A 19731-nucleotide genomic window follows, 5' to 3' on the forward strand; every position below is an offset into this window, starting at 1 on the left:
ATTTAACGTTAGTCAACGAATGCTAGCGCTAATTAATGCTCCCAATGATAGTGGTGGGCTTTCGCTTCCACGTCATCTGCAGTTTGCTGCGGCATAAAGGTGGCATTGTCTTGTTCAAAGAAGAACGGCTTACGTTTTTCTTTGCTACCCACTTCGTTCATAGTGGCCGACTCGTAAACGCGGCCATTTAGCACCGTGTATTCTACGAATTCACTTTTTCGAATGTCGCTAAGTACATCGCCATCAATAACGACTAAATCGGCAAGCTTACCTTTTTCAATACTGCCAAGGTCTTTGCCCATTCCTAGGTGTTTCGCGCCATCAATCGTACCACCGCGCAGCGCTTCCCAAGGCGTAAAGCCGCCTTGTTCCATGATCCACAGTTCCCAGTGAGCAGCTAAGCCTTCGCGTTGCCCGTGCGCACCAATATGTACACTGACCCCATTATCTCGAAGTTCTTTGGCGTAGCTTGCTACGTTTTGATGGTTATACTGATTTTCTGGCGCGGTAGGTCGGCGAATAGCGCGTTTATCTAAAATGGTAGAAGGGGTATAGCGAAGAAGACGCGGGTTCTTCCACACTTCTGTTTTGTCGTACCAGTACTCTTCACCCATCATGCCGCCGTACGACACGACAAAGGTTGGCGTATAGCCAAACTCTGTGGCTTTCCATAGCTGAGTGACGTCGCTGTAGCCTTTCTCCACGGGAATACTGTGCTCAAGACCCGTGTGGCCGTCTACCAGCATAGTTAGGTTTTGTTGAAGCTTACCGCCTCCTTCTGGCACTACCATCATCTCTTGATTTTTTGCTGCCCACAGCACCTGCTGACGTTGATCACGTCGCGGCTGGTTGTAGCTTTTCACCGAGATAGCCCCGGCTTCTTTCAAGCGCTCCACATGGAAGTAAGCATCTTCATAATTGTTAATAATCGCTTTGTAACCTAGTCCTTCTGCACCGTATAAAATAGTGCCGGTGGAGTAGATACGTGGCGCAACAATATCGCCTTTACGTTGCAATTCAGCCGCAGCAAAAATTTCCGTTGTATCGTTTGATGGGTCGTGAATGGTCGTTACACCGAATGAAACATTCGAGTACTGACTCCAGTTTTGCTGAGGAATAATCTCATTGCGGCCCTGTGAACCGTGCGCGTGGGCATCAACAAGCCCTGGGATAATGGTTTTACCCGAGGTGTCTATTTGCATAGCATCTTCAGGAATGGTTACATCGCCGCGTTTGCCTACCGCTTCAATGCGATTGTCTTTAATGAGCACCACGCCATCTTCAATGACTTCTTGAGTATTGTCAGCATCGCGCATGGTAACTACTTTACCGCCAACCAACGCTTTGTAACCAGAAGGTTTATCGGCTTTAGTTGAAAACGACAAATCCATACCTTCAGCTACTGGCTCAGGTAAGGTTTCCGCTGCGCCATCAACAAAGGCAAAGGCTTCATCGAGTGAACGGCTAAATAGCGTTGGGCCGTTAAACCAGCTAAGGGTTTTGTTGTCAGGCGACCACGTAAGGTATTCACCTGCGCGGCTTGAAAGTTGAGTCACCGGCAGCGAGGTCATGTTCGGACCAACGGTAATGCGCTTGCCATTTTCTACAAACGGCGCCACGTAAGTTTTGAATTGGTAAACAAACGCAACCCATTTTTTATCATGAGAAAGTTTGTACTCACTTACCTTATCCGCACCGTAAAGATGCGTTCGCTTGTCGTTGCCTTTAAGATTAACGCTTGACAGTTGTGTTTCGTAGTACGCTTCGCCACCCGCTGATTCGGTGAAGTACACCCGGTCATCGTTACCCGCAAAATGCGCGTTATAGCCGCCTTCGGTCACTTTTTCTACCGTGTCTTCTTTAAGGTCCGCTACATAAATACCTGGCTCAACCGAGTATTTAGGGTCTAGTAAATAGCCGCCAGTAAATTTGCGGAAAACCACCTTTTCGCCATCAGCAGAGAACGAGGGCTCAATGTAGTGACCAGGCTGTTGGGTAATGATTTTTCCTTTACCACCGCGGGCAGATACCACGCGAACGGTGCCTAAATCTTGGTCATTCCAAGTGGTATACACAATCGACTTGCCGTCGTTAGAAAAACGCGGATAGTATTCGTCGTGATCGTTTTGTTTAGTTAAACGTTTAGTTTTGCCTGACTTCACGTCGCGCACATAAAGTTTACCTAACGCTTGAAAGAGTACGGTTTTACCGTTCGGCGACATTTGCGACCAGCGGATCATGCGAACGTCAAACTCATCAGGCGCGACATCAACGTCAAAGCGAAGCGCATCTGCGAATTTCACGGTACCTTCAACGGTCACGTCCATTGTACTGGTGGTTTTATCTTTCACGTCGATGGTGTGAAATTTACCGCCTGTCCAATATACGATTTTGCTGCTGTCTGGCATCCAGTCGAAGTAAGCAAAGTAGCCTTCCGAGCCAAAGCCTTCTTGCATATCTCGCTCAAGCTCCAACGTAAGCGGCGTTTCCACCCCTGTCTTTATGTCTTTAATGAAAAGCGCGGTTCTATCTTTAACGCGACGAATAAAAGCAATGTATTTTCCGTCTGGTGAAGGCGTGGGTACAACTGCTCCGCCTGTACCGCTAATATAGCGGCTCTCTTCGCCAGTTTCGCGATCGTAGCGAGTGATAGCAAAAATGCCTTCTAGCGGGTCGCGATTATATTCGAAACGGGCGCCCGGGACGGTATTTTCGGTGAAATATATGTACTTACCGTCATGAGAAAATACAGGGTCGGCAATGTTTTGCTGGTCCCGTTTTCCGCTGTTACGGGCTTTAATTTGAAGTCCGTCGCCACCTGATTTGTGATACATCCAAATCTCGCCCGCCGGAATACTGCGGCTAGACATAATGCCTTTGGTTACCACTAAATATTCGCCGTCGGGGCTCCATTTAGGTGAGTGTATGAGATTACTTTTTTCTTTGGTTATTTGGCGAAGGTTGCTGCCGTCAATATCCATAACCCACACGTTACTTAACCCATCTTGATCCGAGATAAACGCAATTTGCTTACCGTCAGGAGAAATGGAAGGGTGAATATTCCATGCGAAGTCTTGAGTAAGTGGCGTCGCATCGCCGCCTTTTATACTAACTTTGTAAAGATCACCGAGCATGTCGAAAACCATAAACTCGCCATTTGGCGCCACGTCTAAGCTAGACCACGTGGTTTCATTGGTTTTGATGGTAACTTCGTTTAATGCATAAGGCGGCTTGTTGACGTCCCACTTTTCAGATTCATTTTCTGTTTTTTCTTCACTGTCGTTTTGGGCATATGCAATAGGTGCTGCACTTAAGCCCAACGCGCTTACCAGCGCTATGGCTAGCAAGTTTTTCTTTGTTGTTATCATGATAATGTTTCCAAGTGCTTGTTATTTATTTTCTGTCGGCATCAGAGTACATGAACTCGCTTATTGTTTTGTACCCTTCATTTGTAAATTTAAGGTTAATCTTACTGCAAAGTGGGCGAGATTAATTTAGCTGATGCGATTGTAGGTATGATTTTAACGTTCAGTTATCCTTTCATCACTTTTCAATTCATCACTTTCAATGATGCTTGTCTATTACAGCAATAGCCGCTAATTTCGTAACAAGCTATTAACAACGAATTGTGTGGATATAACCGTGAGCAACGCTGAACAACAATTGCATTATTCTACTTGTACGCTTTGTGAAGCAATGTGTGGCATTGAAGTGGCGACGAAAGGCCGTCAAATACTGTCGATAAAAGGGGATAAAGATAACCCATTTAGCCAGGGGCACATTTGCCCGAAAGCCAGTGCGCTTAAAGACTTATATGATGATCCTGACCGTTTAAAGCGCCCTGTAAAAAGGGTAAGACGTGAAGGACAAGAAAGCGCCTGGGAAGACAGTACCTGGGAAGAGATCGGGTGGGATGAAGCCTTCGACTTAGTTGCTAACAACCTGCACCGCATTCAACAGGAAAATGGTAACAATGCGGTAGGTGTATATCTAGGAAATCCCAATGCGCACAACATGGGCTCTATTCTTTTTGGCCCCTATTTTTACCGCGCGCTGCAGACCCATAATCGTTACTCTGCCACCTCAGTCGATCAACTGCCGCATCATATTATCAGCCGCAGGCTTTTCGGCCATATGTCGCAAATTCCTATTCCTGACATCGACCACACGCAGCACTTTATGATTATTGGGGGTAATCCGCTGGCATCAAACGGCAGCATTATGACTGTGCCTAACGTTAAGACGCGCTTAAAAGGTATTCAAAAGCGGGGCGGAAAAGTTGTGGTTATCGACCCGAAAAGAAGCGAGACTGCAGACTTAAGCTGTGAGCATCATTTTATCCGCCCTGGCAGTGACGTATTACTCTTACTCGCTATGCTTAACGTATTGTTTGAAAAAGAGTTGAATAACGTAGATGCCTTAAAGCCTTACGCTGAAGATATAAGCGAAGTAGAAAAATACGTTAAGCCTTACTCGCCACTAAAAGTGAGTGAGCACACGGGGATCTCAGCCAGTGTGATTACTCAGCTTGTTACCGACTTTTGCGAAGCAGAGTCGGCTGCTTGTTATGGGAGAATGGGGGCGAGCGTGCAAGCGTTTGGTACGCTCACGCAATATCTAATTATGCTATTTAACATGCTCACCGGAAACTTAGATAAGCGTGGTGGCATGATGTTTACTCAGCCAGCGGCTGATACCCTGCCGGTGTCAGGCAAAGGCAGTATGGGTGATTTCACATCACGGGTGCGCGGACTCCCTGCCTTTGCTGGAGAGTATCCAGTAGCCTGTTTGGCAGAGGAAATCCTCACTCCAGGCGAGGGGCAAATTAAAGCAATGGTAATTGGCGCAGGTAACCCAGTGGTTACAACGCCAAATGCCGAGCAACTCGACCGCGCTTTTTCCACTCTCGAATTTACCGTAGCGGTTGATTTTTACATTACTGAAACCTCTCGCCATGCAGACATTATTCTTCCTCCGGTAACTGCTCTCGAACGGGATCATTACGATGTCGTTTTCCACAATTTTGCTGTACGAAATTTTGCTAAATACTCAGAAGCGGTAGTTGAAATAGACGAAGATCAGTTAACCGACTGGCAAATTTATCTGTCTTTGGCGCAGCGGCTAGATGCACTAAACGGAAAGAGCACGGCCCATTACCCATCGCTATGGGAAAAGCAGCCCAAAGGCGTGGTAGACGACCTCTTAAAAGGAGGGATATACGGGAAAAATGGACAGGGTGAAAATGCTGGGTATAAGCTGTCTTTAGAGACGTTAAAAGCGCATCCTCACGGTATCGATTTAGGGCCGCTGCAAAGCGCGCTACCACACGCAATTTTTCACGAAGACCAAAAAATACATTTAGACTTTGAATATTTTATGACGGACTTGAAAAGGGTTGATGCTCACTTTTTTAACGAGCAGAACCAGCCTAACTCGCTGGTGCTCATTGGCCGACGTCATATAAAAACCAATAACTCATGGCTTCACAATAGCCCGAGAATGGTAAAAGGTAACAATCGCTGCACTTTGCAGATAAATCCAGAAGACGCTGATAAACACGGTGTTAAAGATGGAGATGTAGTAACCGTAAGGTCTCGTGTGGGGCAGCTAAAAATAGAGACTGAAATTACAGATGCGATTATGCCCGGCGTAATTTCTATTCCGCATGGGTGGGGGCATGATAAGAAAGGTATTCAGCTATCGGTCGCAAGCCAGCACCCCGGCGTTAATACGAATATTCTTACCGATGATCTGCTGGTAGACGAGCTTTCTGGAAACGCGGTGTTAAATGGCGTGCCGGTGGAACTTGAAAAAGTAACTTAGGGGGCCGACAAACTAAAAAACCGGCTTTTGTTGTAAATCAAAAGCCGGTTTTGAAACCAAGGCAATGTTGAACGTCACATAGCTTTTACAAAAAATAGCTTTTACAAAAAGCGAGTGACGTGAGCTGATAGGTTGTGACCCGTTCTCTCGCTGTGCGAATAAGAAAAACTAAGTCATCGTAACAAACTCTTCACCACTGGTAGGGTGAATAGCCACACACGCATCAAAGTCAGCTTTAGTTGCCCCCATTTTTATGGCAACAGCAAAACCTTGCAGAATTTCATCCATGCCGTGACCAATTCCGTGTAGGCCCACTACTTTTTCATCTGTGCCTGCACACACCAGCTTCATCTTCGTCATCTGACGATGGCGGGTCACTGCGGTGTACATAGACGCAAAACTTGAGGTGTACACTTTGATGTTGTCCTCACCATACTGTTCAATGGCTTCAGGTTCTGTTAAACCAATCGTACCGATAGGCGGGTGGCTAAAGACAACCGTAGGGATGAGCGAGTAATCCATGTGTGCATCTTTTTGGCCGTTAAACAGGCGTTCACTGAGCAGACGCCCTGCTTTAATTGCCACAGGTGTAAGCTCGGCTTCACCGGTAATATCACCTACAGCGTAAACGTTTTTCGCTGTGGTATTTTGATATTTGTCCACTTTTACTGTGCCGTCATCACTAAGCTCAACGTCAGTGTTTTCAATATCAATGTTGTCGGTAGATGGCTTGCGGCCAATGGCCCAGATGAGGCAATCGGCTTTTATCACCTCGCCATTGGTCAAATGCACTGAAAGCTCACCGTCGTCAGCTTTTTCTACTTTTTCCACGCTGGCATGGTCGTGCAATTTACAGCCTTCAGCGTGGATCATATCTACCAAGGTTTCATGAATAATGGGGTCGAAATTTCTAAGCGGCGCATGTTTGCGAACGACCAAATGTGATTCAGTCCCTAGCGCGTGAAGTACGCCCGCTAATTCCACGCCTATGTAACCTGCACCAACAACGACGGCGCGCTTTGGCTGCTCTTTTAGAGCAAAGAAACCATCGGAATCAATACCGTACTCTGCACCTTCGATATCCGGAATAATTGGACGTCCGCCCACCGCAATAGTGATATGGTCAGCGGTATACTTTTCCCCGTTTACTTCCACGGTATGGTTATCGATAAACTTGGCAAAACCGCGAATTAGCGTCACATCATTTGCAGTGAGCACACGGTCGTAAGAGGCATGGATACGCTCGATGTAGGCTTGGCGGCTAGCAATAAGACTGTCCCAACTAAAATGATTTACCGACAAGTCAAACCCGTATTCTGGCGCATACCGGTGAATGGCTTCAGCAATCTGAGCCCCATACCACATGGCTTTTTTAGGTACGCAGCCGACGTTTACGCAGGTTCCGCCGATGTCCTTTGCTTCAATGATGGCGGCTTTTTTACCGTGTTTAGCCGCGCGATTGGCAGAGGCAATACCGCCACTACCACCACCAATGCAAATATAATCAAAATGTGTCATACAAAAAGCCTTTTTTGTGGGTTAGGCGAGCGCAAACCTCTATACATTTAATAGTTTTGATGAAGTTCGCCCGCGAAGCAACGTTAACGCCAATGCGTTTCATAGAGAATAGTATTCTAGAGACCGCAACTCGCTTCAAGGAATTTCAGCTAAATTATCAATGGGGATCTGTTTAGCGAATTAAAAGGCTGAGCGAGATAACCTTAAATTAGGTCAAAACCTCGCTCTACCTGGGCACCTGTTTTCTACTCTAGTCGTTTATAGGTGCAGAAAGAGGTTCTGGTTCTATTTGAATACTGAAAGCTTTACCACGCTCTTCTTCAAAGTGAATCAGTTTTTGTATCGTCGCGTCGCTCAGTACGTGACCTTCAGGAAGTATAAGAATATGGCTGTCGTTATAAAGATTTTGTGCCAATATCATTCCAGCTTTAAGCTGTGACGCTTTTAATGCCGTAGACAGTAATTTGGACGTTGTCACGTCCTCGGCTTCTAGAAGAAGGTCAAGAAATTCACCATCGTAGCGGGTGTTTCTGTGTTTTTTCATTTCTAGCTTAGCGTCACGAGGGCTCATCTCAATACCGCTCATACGACCGGTTACAAGGCGCCAGTAGTCGCGCGCTATGGCAAGTATACGAGCCCCTGCGGGAATTTCTTTGGCGACTTTATGGTATAGCCCCGAACCATTGTAGTGTTCAAATTGAAACTCAATAATATCTGAAACTTGGTTAAGTTCGTGAGCTGGCGCCAAAATCAGTGCGGCTTGTTTGGTTTGCGACAAATAATTTTGTTGCTGCTGATATTTAAGTTTAGAAAATGGAGCCTTAAAGTCTTCGACTGCCAGCCCTAAAAGCCCTAATTCACATATTAAACCCGCATAGCGAACGTGCTTTATTTCATCTTTTTCAAAGCGAGCGATACGCGCAATTTTTGAAGCAAGTTCGCTTACTTCAATAGCAAATTTGCCATCAATATTTGGGTTAATACTAATCACGTTAAAAAGCACCTGCTCCATCGCAATGTTGTGCTTTTCAATTTTGTTAAGCGCGGCTTTTATTTGGCGAGTGCGCTTTTGAATAACTTGTTCTAAGGAGGCATTAACATCTCTTAGTTTCTTATTTTGTAGTCGAGTGAGTTTTTGCAGGCGTAAATTTTCCGTTTTTAATTTTATCCGCTCTAGCCCTTCTTCAACGACCGCAATTAGCTCTTGATTATCCCATGGCTTTTGCAAATAACGGTGAATCTTGCCTTGGTTAACTGCTTTAATGGTCGACTCTATGTCCGCGTAGCCGGTGAGCACAACCCGAAACGTTTCGGGGTAATTAATTGCCACTTGCTCTAAAAGCTCTGCGCCAGACATCTGTGGCATTTTCATGTCAGAAATAACAACATGAACCTCGGTTTGACTCATTAGTTCCAAGGCTTTTGCACCGCTGTCAGCAAGAAGCAACGTAATATCCATAGTAAACAGCGCGCGTTTTATCGCACGGAGTATGTTGGGCTCGTCGTCGACAAATAGTACCGTGTAGGTTGTGGCTTTTGTGTTGGTCTCTGTCATAAATAATATTCCTTTTGCACGACACTATAACGCTTACTTGAAGTAAAGCGTGAAATCACTGATGACTTTCCCATTATTCGTGTTCTCCCTCACCGGTGTTGTTTGACGCATCAGAGTCAATAGGAAGCATAAGAGTAAACGTACTGCTTTCACCTTCAACGCTGGTTGCGGAAAGACAGCCACCGTGCTCTTGTGCAATACCGAATGAAATTGAAAGACCTAGCCCCGTGCCCTGACCTTCAGGTTTCGTCGTAAAAAACGGGTTGAAAAGTTTATCTAGGTGGCTAGCAGGAATACCACATCCGGAGTCTTCTACGCGCAGTTCAACGAAGTTGTTCACCGTGCAAGTGGTAATGGTAATCCTTCCGTTCTTACCCGTTGCTTCGATAGCCTGGCCAGCATTAATTAATAAGTTCGTAATCACTTGTGATATTTTGCCCACATTCATCAACACATCAGGCACTCTGCCTAGATGGGTCTCCACGGTACAAATATATTTCAATTGGTTATTAACCATGGCCAACGTGGTACGAACGCAGTCGTTAATGTTGTGCTTTTGCATTTTGTCGCTATCAACGCGCGAAAACAACTTAAGCCCTTTAACAATTTCAGCTACCCGATGAAGCCCCTCCTGCGAGTCAGCCAATAGTTCTGATATGTCTTCATTTATAAAAGCCATGTCTTGGTTGGCCAGCATTTTCTCAAGCTCGTTAAGCGCCGCGTTTTTCGCTTTATCGTCTTTCGCGTCAAGCGCTACATTTATTTGCGCAAAAATCATTTGATAGGTAGCAACATACTCACTTAACGTTGCTATATTGCTACCGACAAAGCCCACCGGATTGTTTATTTCGTGCGCTACTCCAGCTGCCAACTGACCCACTGAAGCCATTTTTTCCGCTTGTAGCAACTGAACTTGGGTCTCTTTTAAGTCTTTATTTGCTTCTTGTAATTGGAAGTTTTTCTGGTTTAGAAGGGAGGTTCTATCTTGGACCTTCTCTTCAAGCAACGTGTTAAGTTCTTTCAACTCGTCTTGTGCGCGCTGTCTTTGCTCATTTTCTTCTTTTAAGCGCTCAACCAATTGGTTAAATGCCTCGGCCAATTCACTTAATTCGTCTTTACCACGAACAGGTACAAACACTTCTTTGTAGTCATTGCTTTTGACCGCATCGCCTAAGTGCCTGGCACCCTCGTGTAGTTGACGGAGTTGAGACATGAGAAATGAACCAAGTAAGTATGAACAGAGCCCAACTAATATAAATTCGAGTAGCGCAAGGGTTATTGTCCAATTCTTAACCCGCGACACTGACTCTGTAACCGAGGCTATGTTCAACCCAATTTCTACATACCCGTAAAGCGTGTTGCCAACCATGATTGGAGCACTAGTATCATAAATACCATCGTCAGCTTCTGACACTGAATTATCTGCAATAAAATCACGGATGAGTGCGTCTTCTTTGCCTTTTTCTACGAATACATTACCTTCTTTATCCTTTACTCTTACATAAGAAATATTTGGATTGGTGAGGATTTCAGAGACATCGGCATCAAGTGATGCTAAGTCATAACTTAAAAACGCATTTTTAGTTGTAGAAACAAACAGGGACACTGAGGTATCTGCAGATTTTTTTACATTGCTATCGACGAGGTCATTCAATAGTTGAAAAACAGTAACGAGCAGTACTAACAGTAGTAAGGCTGTAATGGATGCTACCCCAGCTATTGTTTTTGTGCGTAATGAAAGCTTCATGCTCAGTCTACTCATAGGTGAGGTCTAGAAAGCGATGCAATTCCAAGGGTCCTTACATCGTCCCAATCCTTATCGTCTGACGCGGTAAAACCACTTAGCCCAATATTCTTCAAGAGCCATGATTTACTTGTGTCGTTAGATACTGCTATCAACGCATTAAGAATAGCTTGTCTATCGGCTTCTGCCATATTTGGATGGGTTGCGATAGGGTGAGGCGTGTAACCTTCGCTGGTCCAGAGGATACGTAAGTCCTTTCTTACATTCTCTGGCAATGTATCAAGAGTACGCAAGATTCCGCCACCTGCGTTGAAGAAGTCGCGTTGCACAGCCAGGTAAACGGAGTCGTGTGAGTTCACGTAGCGGGGGATAAAAGGTATGTTGCTATTGCGAAGATGTGCGCTCGTAATAATGGAGGCAGCGAAGGCTGCGGGGGCCGGGAATGCAATTTCAGAACCAGCTAAATCATCGATTGTTTTAATTGAACTATCTTTGTGAACGACAATCAAGCCACGTATTTTTGTGTCTCGCTGATGCGCAAGCGAGCGGTAGCCCGCCGATTCGTTGAAAACCACAAAATGGTAGGGGTTCATGTAAGCCACATCATACTTTCCCAACGCTAAGTCAGACTCAAATGTGGGAATGTCTTTGGCTGTCTTAAATTGAATATCAAGCCCGGTAAAATCGCTGACGTAATCAATTAAGGGCTGCCACTTCTCAGCCATTTTTTTGGCTGATTGCTGAGGCACAACGCCAAAAGTGATAGGGTCTGCACCTAGACAGAAACCGCTAAAAATTAGGCAGACTTTTAAAATCGCGCATCGTAAAACCAAACCCATACTCATTCCATGTAGGTAACAATTAAATCGACATAAACTGTTCTAACACAACAGTTAAATCATGATTAGAAAACGGCTTTTGAAGCGTTGCATCTGCACCGATATCTAGCGCACGCTCAAGACTGGAATCATCTAGAGCGGAGATAACAACTATTTTTAAATCCCTGAACTTACTCTGGTCTCGCGTAAATTCGATTACGCTGTAACCATCCATGCCGGGCATACTCAAATCAAGCGTCATAACTTTGGGTTCGTACTGACTTAGCATTATGCCCGCCTGGAAACCCCCTGTTGCAATATGGGAGTCAAAACCCGCACGTCTGGCGACACGCTGAATGGATTTAGCTACTGGCATTTCGTCGTCAACGATAAGAATTGACGACGACGCTATTCCTTTCAAGGCATCTGGAATAGGCATTTCATGACGCTCCAAAAACTCTACAAAGTCTTCAACTAGTACGCGATTATTACCGCGTCCAGGAAGCTTGAAACCTTTGAGCTTGCCGCTTTCTATCCACCGGATAACGGTACGGAGATTCACATCGCAGTAGGACGCTATCTCACCTGACGTCAACGTTTTCATATCTTTGCCTTGTTGTTTTATTAATCGAAATTATAGTATGAGAAGTAGGGTGAGACAAAGTAGACAAAAGGATGATATGTGACAATTGCGACAGAGGCCCTGTCTGCTAGCATACAATCCTAATGTGAAAAGCAAAGGCCTGATCCTTACCTTAACAATAGAAGTAGAAGCAAAGTAGATCAACATCAGGCTAAACAATGGCTTGCTTTTACTCCATGAAGCCCCATCATTATTTTATTAAAGTGTTAAGAGTGAAGAGATTATGACAACCCCTGCAATTGAGATGGTCGACGGCCTACCTATTTTTTCTGCTATTGAACCTGAATCAATCAAGCCTGCAATCGAAAAAGCAATCCAAGCATGTAAAAGTGAGATAGAAGAAGTTGTAGCATCGAAAGATTACTCTTATAAAAATCTCGTGTTGCGATTAGAGGAAGTAGACGACCGTTTAAGCAAAATGTTCTCACCCGTCTCGCATATGAATAGTGTGGTGAGTAGCGATGCACTTCGCGAAGCTCACGATGCCTGTTTACCATTATTATCCGAATACGGCACGTGGGTTGGTCAGCATGAGGGATTGTACAATGCTTACTCTGAGCTCAAAGCATCGGAAGAATTTGACACGCTGACCGAAGAGCAGCAGAAAGTTATTGAAAATGCCGTTCGCGATTTCACGCTTTCTGGTGTCGCGCTTCCAGAAGATAAAAAGAAACGTTTTGCGGATATTCAGGCAAAGCTTAGTGAGCTATCGTCGACATTTTCGAATAACGTGATGGATGCCACTATGGGGTGGACTAAGCACGTAACCGATGAAGCCGAGCTTGCCGGTATGCCGGAATCAGCGCTAGAAGCCGCGGCTCAAGCCGCGCATCAGAAAGATCTTCAGGGTTGGCTATTTACCTTAGATATACCTTCTTATCTTCCCGTTATGCTCTATGCAGACAATCGTGAACTGCGCGAAGAAATGTATCGCGCTTATTCTACTAAAGCGTCAGAGCAAGGCCCGAACGCAGGCAAATGGGATAATACCGATATCATTAAAGAAACCCTGATGCTTCGCACCGAACTCGCTGAACTACTGGGTTTTAATAGCTACGCGGAACGCTCCCTTGCGACTAAAATGGCAGACTCGACCGATCAGGTTATTGGGTTCTTGCGCGATTTGGCCGCGAAGTCTAAACCTCAGGCCGAGCGCGAGCTAGAAGACGTAAAAACGTACGCTAGTGAGAAACATGGAGTGACAGACTTAGCCGCGTGGGACTTACCTTATTACAGCGAAAAACTGAAGCAGGAAAAATACACTATTTCGGATGAAATGTTGCGCCCTTACTTTCCCGAAGACAAAGTCTTATCAGGTTTGTTTGAAGTAGTGCATCGTCTTTACGGCCTAAAAATCATAGAACAGCCTGGTATTGATACTTGGCACAAAGACGTTCGCTACTTCACCATTACAGACGATGCGGACGTAATGCGCGGTAGTTTTTATTTAGACTTATATGCTCGAGCCAAAAAGCGCGGCGGTGCTTGGATGGACGAGTGTCGCGTACGCCGTGAGAAGGTAGATGGTGAACTACAGCTTCCTGTTGCTTATCTCACTTGTAACTTCAATGCACCAGTGGGAGATAAGCCGGCGCTTTTCACTCACGATGAAGTGGTGACCATGTTCCATGAATTTGGCCACGGTATCCATCACATGCTTACTAAAATGCGTGTTGCGGGGGTTTCTGGTATCAATGGTGTTCCATGGGATGCGGTAGAGTTACCTAGCCAGTTTTTGGAAAACTGGTGCTGGGAAGAGGATGCGCTCAACTTTATCTCAGGGCATTACGAAACCGGTGAGCCTTTACCCGCTGATTTGTTAGAGCGCATGCTGGCGGCAAGAGACTATCAATCTGCAATGCAGATGGTGCGACAGCTTGAATTTAGTTTATTCGACTTCCTATTACACAGCGAAAAAGGCAGTGAAGTAGACGTTCAAGCCACACTAGACAAAGTTCGTGAAGAAGTTGCTGTTGTTATCCCACCTTCATTTAACCGCTTCCAGAATAGTTTTGGCCATATCTTCGCGGGTGGTTACGCTGCGGGTTACTACAGTTACAAATGGGCTGAGGTGCTCTCTGCAGACGCTTATAGCAAGTTTGAGGAAGACGGCATCTTTAACCGTGATACAGGCAAGGCGTTCTTAGAAAATATACTAGAAATGGGCGGCAGTAAGCCTCCGATGGACTTGTTTGTTGCTTTTAGAGGGCGTGAGCCTAAGGTCGATGCGCTGCTTCGCCATAGTGGTATCAAGGGCTAAACGGCTATGGCAGAGTCTCAGGCAGAGTCTTTTCAAACTATCTACCGCCGTGCGTGCGAACGCAAAGGCGGTGAAAGGGTGCTTGAAGCGATGCTTCGAGCGCCTCTTCCTAAGGCCAACGTTGAAAAAATACCAGATGACCGCTTTTTGGCAGCTATGACCAAGCAAGTTTTCAAGTCTGGCTTTGTTTGGCGTGTAATCGAGCAGAAGTGGCCCGACTTTGAAACCGTATTTTTTGGTTTTGACGTGGATAAAGTGTTGTTGATGCCCGATGAAATGCTAGAGCAAAAAGCTGCTGACAAACGCATTGTGAGAAATTACAAAAAGGTCACAACCGTTCGCGATAATGCCATGATGATTAAAGATGTCGCCCTCGAATACGGCAGCTTTGGTAAATTTGTGGCAAGCTTCGAGAAGGAACGTATCACAGATTTGTGGGAGTTCTTGAAAAAACGCGGCGCGCGGCTAGGAGGAAATACAGGTCCCTACATGCTTCGGGCGTTAGGTGTTGATACTTTCTTGTTTTCTCGCGATGTCGAGGATTACTTGAGAAAACACGATATTATTGACGGCGGATTGACGTCGAAGAGGTCGTTATCTGCGGCGAACGCAGCCTTCGCACAGTGGCATCGAGAAAGCGGACGCTCCCTTCAAGAAATTAGCATTATTGTGGCGTTTAGTTGGGGTACCAACAACAGGCCAGTTTAGAGGAGAAGGGCGCATTCAGCTTAGCGCACAACTCGGGCATAAAGCTTTTGCTTAGCAACACAATCCTATACACTTCAGCATTAAGAAAAATATTTAAACAACAGGACTGTCATGAGCGACAATCAGACTCCCGCCACGTACGTAGACTCAGCCAACGACAATGCAACCGAGCAAACAACACACTTCGGTTTTAAGCAGGTTGATAAAGGCCAAAAAGCATCATTGGTCGCTAATGTTTTTGACTCGGTAGCGGCGAAGTACGACGTCATGAACGACCTTATGTCGATGGGAGTTCACCGCTTGTGGAAACGCTTCACTATTGATTGTAGTGGTGTGCGTGCAGGCAACAAGGTATTAGACATTGCAGGCGGTACCGGCGACCTTACTGCAAAGTTCTCTCGCCTGGTAGGCCCGACGGGGCGTGTCACCCTTGCCGATATCAACCTGTCGATGCTGAAAGTAGGGCGCGACAAACTGCGCGACCGCGGCTTGGTTAGCAATATCGATTATGTTCAGGCAGATGCTGAAGCACTGCCGTTTCCCGACAATCACTTCGACGTGGTAACGATGGCATTTGGTTTGCGCAACGTAACAGAAAAGCAAAATGCGCTTAATTCAATCTATCGTGTACTTAAGCCGGGCGGTCGGTTATTAGTTCTTGAATTTTCAAAGCCAACTACCGAGCAGTTGAGCAAACTTTATGACATGTACTCGTTCCATATTCTGCCTAAAATGGGGCAGCTAGTGGCAAACGATGCAGAAAGCTACCAATACTTAGCGGAAAGTATCCGTATGCACCCTGATCAAGAAACGCTCAAAGGTATGTTCGAGCAAGCCGGTTTTGAGCAGTGCGATTATCAAAACCTCACCGGTGGGATTGTTGCGCTACATAGAGGGTATAAATTTTAATGCCTACATCCGCGCTTGTGGCCGCTGCTGCTGAATCGCTAATCAATAAGATCTTGTCTTTAGATGAAGATAGCGAGACGAGGTTAAAGCCCCTTCGTGATGCTAGGCTTACCGCATTTGTATCGCCGCTTCCCTACGGCATAACGCTGTCATTTTCTGATCGTATCGACGTGCTCACTGAGCAAGGAACTTTCGAGGAAGCAGTGGCGTCTTTAGGGCCAAAAGATTGTTGCATTAAAACATCACTCCAAACATTGCCCGAACTCAAAGAAACCAGTCAGCTTACTCGACTCATACAGCAAAAAGCGTTGGTATTAGAGGGCGAGTTAAAGGTAGCTCAACACGTTAGCGCGCTTTTTCAACAGCTCGATGTTGATGTTGAAGAGATACTGGCACAGAAAACCAATGACGTGGTTGCCCATCAAACTGTGAAAACAGTAACTGCAGTGCATGAAAAAACAATGAGAGCACTGGCATCCATAGGGCAGGTGTTAGGCAACGCCGTAGTAGAGGAAAAGCAGCTTGCTGCTCACAAGCTTGCAGTTATGCATTTTAGCGATGAAGTAAATGTGCTTCGTGATAGAACAGAAAGTGCAGATGCGCGGCTACGTCACTTAGAAGAAAAGTTAAAGTAAGATTCATAGAAACAGGCTCATAAATGCGTATTGTTAGGTTTTACCGAATTAACAAGGTACTGTTGGAACACGGTTTAGACGAGTTAATTCCAGCAAAGTGGTTGCCCTGGTACGCGCGAGCAATGCGCCATACTATTTTTTGGGTGAGAAATAAGCATAAAGGTAAATCTGCCGGAGAGCGTATCACCCTTGCTCTTCAAAACCTTGGACCGGTGTTTATCAAATTCGGTCAAATGATGTCTACCCGCCGTGACCTACTTCCTCCTGCCATCGCAAACGAACTCGCACGCTTACAAGATAAAGTGCCGCCGTTTTCATCAGATGCGGCACAAGACATTGTCAAGCAGGCATTGGGACTTTCCGATTTAAGCGAATTGTTTAGCGAGTTTGAAACAAAACCGTTAGCGTCCGCCTCTATCGCTCAAGTTCATGCGGCTAAACTCAAGCACAATAATGAAGACGTTGTGGTCAAAGTACTGCGACCAGATATACGCGATACCATAGTAGCCGATATGGAGCTATTGTTTAGCTTGGCTAGTGTACTGCAGCGTTGGCTCCCCGACGGTAAACGGTTACGCTCAGTAGAAGTGGTGGTGGAATACCGCAAAACCATTGTTGATGAACTCGATTTGTTGCGAGAATCAGCAAATGGTATTCAGCTAGGGCGCAATTTCGAAGGTTCCGATGCGCTATATGTACCGAAAATTTACAGCGACTACTGCCGCAGTAACGTGCTTGTCATGGAACGTATTTACGGCCTGCCTATTTCAAATATCGACGCCCTGCTCACACAAAATACCAACATGAAAAAATTGGCAGAACGGGGCGTAGAAGTATTTTTCACGCAAGTTTTTCGCGACAGTTTTTTCCATGCTGACATGCATCCGGGCAACATATTCGTATCTACGGAACACCCTGAAAACCCCAAATACATTGCTATCGATTTTGGCATTGTGGGCACCCTTAATCGCGAAGATAAACGGTACTTGGCCGAAAACTTTATCGCGTTCTTCAATCGCGACTACCGCAAGGTCGCGCAGCTTCATGCTGATTCAGGCTGGGTGCCGCAAGATACCAACATCGATGAATTTGAAATGGCCATTCGCACAGTATGCGAGCCTATCTTTCAAAAGCCCTTGGCTGAAATTTCTTTCGGCAACGTATTGTTACAGCTATTCAATACCGCGCGCCGTTTCAACATGGTTGTGCAACCCCAGCTTGTACTGCTGCAAAAAACCTTGCTCTATATCGAAGGGCTGGGTCGACAGCTTTATCCTCAGCTCGATTTATGGAAAACCGCGAAGCCGTTTCTCGAAAACTGGATGAAAGAGCAAATTGGCTTCACAGCGATGATGGGTAAAGTAAAAGATAATTTGCCGTTTTGGTCAGAAAAACTGCCCGAAATGCCTGACCTGCTTTATGACAGTTTGCAGCAGATGAAGCGCTTGCCCTTACAGCAACAAAGAGCGCATTTGGCGCTCCTTCAAGAGCAGAAAAAGACAACTCAGACCACTCATCTAAGCGTGGTGGGCGCGACCTTTATGCTAACAACAGTTATTCTGCCGACTTACGGTTTATCATGGTATTTCCCTGCATTTACTAGCTTGATAGGCGCAGTTTGCTGGTTCTTAGCTTGGCGCAAAGGGCTCTAGTTATTGTTACGTTGGGGTGAAATATTTATGAAATCCGTTGTTTAGTGATTAATTTGTATAGTAATCGTCCCGAAGAGTGTTATAGTGGTCTTGGCTCTTAGCCAATGTCTTTAAATAGACGCGATTTTGTATTATTTGCTATATGTTAAAACCGCTCGAGTTACCCTGTAATTTGTTGTAAGTTGTTTGTCCATTCGTAAGTAAGACCCAATACTCCGCCAATTTAAAGACTTTAAAGAAACTAAGTTACACGCGCTTATGCGCAATTTAATATGATATTTGAGGTCTATACGACATGTCTAAAGTTACAGGCACAGTTAAGTGGTTCAACGCTGATAAAGGTTACGGTTTTCTAACACAAGATAATGGCGGCAAGGACGTATTCGTTCATTTCCGTGCAATTATCTCTGACGGTTACAAAACGCTTCCAGAAGGTCAGCGAGTAGAATTTGAAGTTGAAGAAGGTCAAAAAGGTCTTCAAGCTGCTAACGTGCAAGCTATCTAAGAATTCAAAAACGGCGGTCATCAGACCGCCGTTTTTCTTTCAGCAACATGCTGAAAAAACCTCATTATCCCCGATCTATATATTTTCAAGATTAATAATCACGTAATTCATCGCCCCTCACTTTTATAATATAGAAACACTGCTACCAAAATTTGCGTCTCGATAGGCTTTAATGCTTTACTCACCGTATTAGCTAACTTCCTCAAAGTTACTTTTCACGGAGAGCACAATGGGAATTATCGTTTTCTTACGAGTTTCACTGTTAATTTCACTTTTCGTCTTTACCGCGCAGTCTGCTAACGCGGAACCGCAGTCCCAACCTGAGCCTGTGCAGCACAGTGATGGGAATATACTAGCTGTCGTTTTAGGTCAAAACGTTACCCGCACCGATGCGATGCCTAATGAAAAAGAGCAAAAAGAAATAAAAGAGCAGGCTAAGGAAGATTATGAAGACATGCTTGATTATGTTGTTCGTGTAAATGCTTCTACCAAAATTTATGAATTAGTTTTAGAAGACTACGCGTCAAAAAAGGTAATTGAGCTTAACCAAACTCTCGTCACTAAATTTACGGAAAAGTTTGCCAGCCAGGTATCTGAGCAAAAAAGTAGTAAGCCTATTGAAGAAATAGCGCGAAAGCAGGTTATGCAATACCAAACTGAAAAGGCCCTGTTCGAAGAGTTTGGTGGGCGGGTTGTATTTCGTCAGTCTAACCCGCAAATGCCAATTGATGCATATAAGGCCTTGCTCACTCGCTATCGTCAAAATAATCAATTACAGATAGTCGATGAAGCGCTAAAAGAGGCATTTTGGGATGTTTTTACTCCTCCATTTCAATATGAAATCGCACCGGAAAACGTGGATTTCGCTCAGCCATGGTGGTTGTAGTGTATTTAAAAAGCGAACTATACGAAGCCAGTTAACGTGGTGGCTAAGTTAATCCTCATCATAAGAGCAACTTAT

14 protein-coding genes are annotated in these 19731 nt (G+C 45.2%); 8 read left to right on the forward strand and 6 right to left on the reverse strand.

Annotated elements, in window-relative coordinates:
• Window positions 1-32 precede the first annotated feature (32 nt).
• Window positions 33-3368: an amidohydrolase family protein gene (locus tag JC525_RS06820; RefSeq protein WP_198815154.1), complete on the reverse strand. Its 3336-nt coding sequence runs from the start codon at window positions 3366-3368 to the stop codon at window positions 33-35.
• A 274-nt stretch (window positions 3369-3642) separates the two neighbouring features.
• On the opposite strand from JC525_RS06820, the gene JC525_RS06825 reads away from it, so the two are divergent.
• Entirely contained in the window at window positions 3643-5823 is a 2181-nt protein-coding gene (locus JC525_RS06825) for a molybdopterin oxidoreductase family protein (protein WP_198815155.1), read from the forward strand.
• Window positions 5824-5991: 168 nt separating this feature from the next.
• Here the strand turns inward: JC525_RS06825 and gorA are convergent, their stop codons facing one another.
• From gorA to JC525_RS06850, 5 genes are all read right to left on the reverse strand, one after another.
• Entirely contained in the window at window positions 5992-7341 is a 1350-nt protein-coding gene (gorA, locus tag JC525_RS06830; protein ID WP_198815156.1) for a glutathione-disulfide reductase, read from the reverse strand.
• Between the two features lie 250 nt (window positions 7342-7591).
• Window positions 7592-8896, reverse strand: a complete 1305-nt coding sequence (locus tag JC525_RS06835; protein ID WP_198815157.1) for a response regulator — start codon at window positions 8894-8896, stop codon at window positions 7592-7594.
• Window positions 8897-8969: 73 nt separating this feature from the next.
• On the reverse strand, window positions 8970-10643 hold the full coding sequence (locus tag JC525_RS06840; protein WP_198815158.1) for an ATP-binding protein: 1674 nt from the start codon (window positions 10641-10643) through the stop codon (window positions 8970-8972).
• Window positions 10644-10654: 11 nt separating this feature from the next.
• Window positions 10655-11479 (reverse strand): phosphate/phosphite/phosphonate ABC transporter substrate-binding protein, encoded by an 825-nt coding sequence (locus JC525_RS06845; protein ID WP_198815159.1) that lies wholly within the window; start codon window positions 11477-11479, stop codon window positions 10655-10657.
• Between the two features lie 22 nt (window positions 11480-11501).
• Entirely contained in the window at window positions 11502-12062 is a 561-nt protein-coding gene (locus tag JC525_RS06850) for a response regulator (RefSeq protein ID WP_198815160.1), read from the reverse strand.
• Between the two features lie 262 nt (window positions 12063-12324).
• Between JC525_RS06850 and prlC the strand changes: the two genes are divergently transcribed.
• The 7 genes from prlC to JC525_RS06885 all read left to right on the forward strand — a co-directional run bounded on the left by prlC (window position 12325) and on the right by JC525_RS06885 (window position 19656).
• Complete coding sequence (gene prlC, locus JC525_RS06855) at window positions 12325-14361, forward strand: oligopeptidase A (protein ID WP_198815161.1); 2037 nt, start codon at window positions 12325-12327, stop codon at window positions 14359-14361.
• A gap of 6 nt (window positions 14362-14367) precedes the next feature.
• Window positions 14368-15069, forward strand: a complete 702-nt coding sequence (locus tag JC525_RS06860; protein WP_198815162.1) for a DNA-3-methyladenine glycosylase I — start codon at window positions 14368-14370, stop codon at window positions 15067-15069.
• A 111-nt stretch (window positions 15070-15180) separates the two neighbouring features.
• On the forward strand, window positions 15181-15978 hold the full coding sequence (gene ubiE / locus JC525_RS06865) for a bifunctional demethylmenaquinone methyltransferase/2-methoxy-6-polyprenyl-1,4-benzoquinol methylase UbiE (protein ID WP_198815163.1): 798 nt from the start codon (window positions 15181-15183) through the stop codon (window positions 15976-15978).
• The gene (locus JC525_RS06870; protein ID WP_198815164.1) at window positions 15978-16613 is read left to right on the forward strand and encodes a ubiquinone biosynthesis accessory factor UbiJ; all 636 of its coding nucleotides are present in this window, start codon (window positions 15978-15980) and stop codon (window positions 16611-16613) included. The genes ubiE and JC525_RS06870 overlap by 1 nt, the downstream gene beginning before the upstream one ends.
• Window positions 16614-16636: 23 nt before the next feature.
• The gene (ubiB, locus tag JC525_RS06875; protein ID WP_198815165.1) at window positions 16637-18265 is read left to right on the forward strand and encodes a ubiquinone biosynthesis regulatory protein kinase UbiB; all 1629 of its coding nucleotides are present in this window, start codon (window positions 16637-16639) and stop codon (window positions 18263-18265) included.
• Window positions 18266-18560: 295 nt separating this feature from the next.
• Window positions 18561-18770: a transcription antiterminator/RNA stability regulator CspE gene (gene cspE / locus JC525_RS06880; RefSeq protein WP_012519905.1), complete on the forward strand. Its 210-nt coding sequence runs from the start codon at window positions 18561-18563 to the stop codon at window positions 18768-18770.
• A 229-nt stretch (window positions 18771-18999) separates the two neighbouring features.
• Complete coding sequence (locus tag JC525_RS06885) at window positions 19000-19656, forward strand: hypothetical protein (RefSeq protein WP_198815166.1); 657 nt, start codon at window positions 19000-19002, stop codon at window positions 19654-19656.
• The last annotated feature ends 75 nt before the right edge of the window (window positions 19657-19731 follow it).

This window comes from Alteromonas sp. IB21 (assembly GCF_016405965.1).
GTDB lineage: Bacteria > Pseudomonadota > Gammaproteobacteria > Enterobacterales > Alteromonadaceae > Alteromonas.

Coding starts and splice junctions, on each gene's coding strand:
- JC525_RS06845 (WP_198815159.1), bottom strand. CDS start 11,479: ATGGGTTTGGTTTTACGATGCGCGATTTTAAAAGTCTGCCTAATTTTT.
- JC525_RS06885 (WP_198815166.1), top strand. CDS start 19,000: ATGGGAATTATCGTTTTCTTACGAGTTTCACTGTTAATTTCACTTTTC.
- ubiB (WP_198815165.1), top strand. CDS start 16,637: ATGCGTATTGTTAGGTTTTACCGAATTAACAAGGTACTGTTGGAACAC.
- ubiE (WP_198815163.1), top strand. CDS start 15,181: ATGAGCGACAATCAGACTCCCGCCACGTACGTAGACTCAGCCAACGAC.
- JC525_RS06820 (WP_198815154.1), bottom strand. CDS start 3,368: ATGATAACAACAAAGAAAAACTTGCTAGCCATAGCGCTGGTAAGCGCG.
- JC525_RS06850 (WP_198815160.1), bottom strand. CDS start 12,062: ATGAAAACGTTGACGTCAGGTGAGATAGCGTCCTACTGCGATGTGAAT.
- JC525_RS06870 (WP_198815164.1), top strand. CDS start 15,978: ATGCCTACATCCGCGCTTGTGGCCGCTGCTGCTGAATCGCTAATCAAT.
- JC525_RS06860 (WP_198815162.1), top strand. CDS start 14,368: ATGGCAGAGTCTCAGGCAGAGTCTTTTCAAACTATCTACCGCCGTGCG.
- JC525_RS06840 (WP_198815158.1), bottom strand. CDS start 10,643: ATGAAGCTTTCATTACGCACAAAAACAATAGCTGGGGTAGCATCCATT.
- JC525_RS06835 (WP_198815157.1), bottom strand. CDS start 8,896: ATGACAGAGACCAACACAAAAGCCACAACCTACACGGTACTATTTGTC.
- gorA (WP_198815156.1), bottom strand. CDS start 7,341: ATGACACATTTTGATTATATTTGCATTGGTGGTGGTAGTGGCGGTATT.
- prlC (WP_198815161.1), top strand. CDS start 12,325: ATGACAACCCCTGCAATTGAGATGGTCGACGGCCTACCTATTTTTTCT.
- cspE (WP_012519905.1), top strand. CDS start 18,561: ATGTCTAAAGTTACAGGCACAGTTAAGTGGTTCAACGCTGATAAAGGT.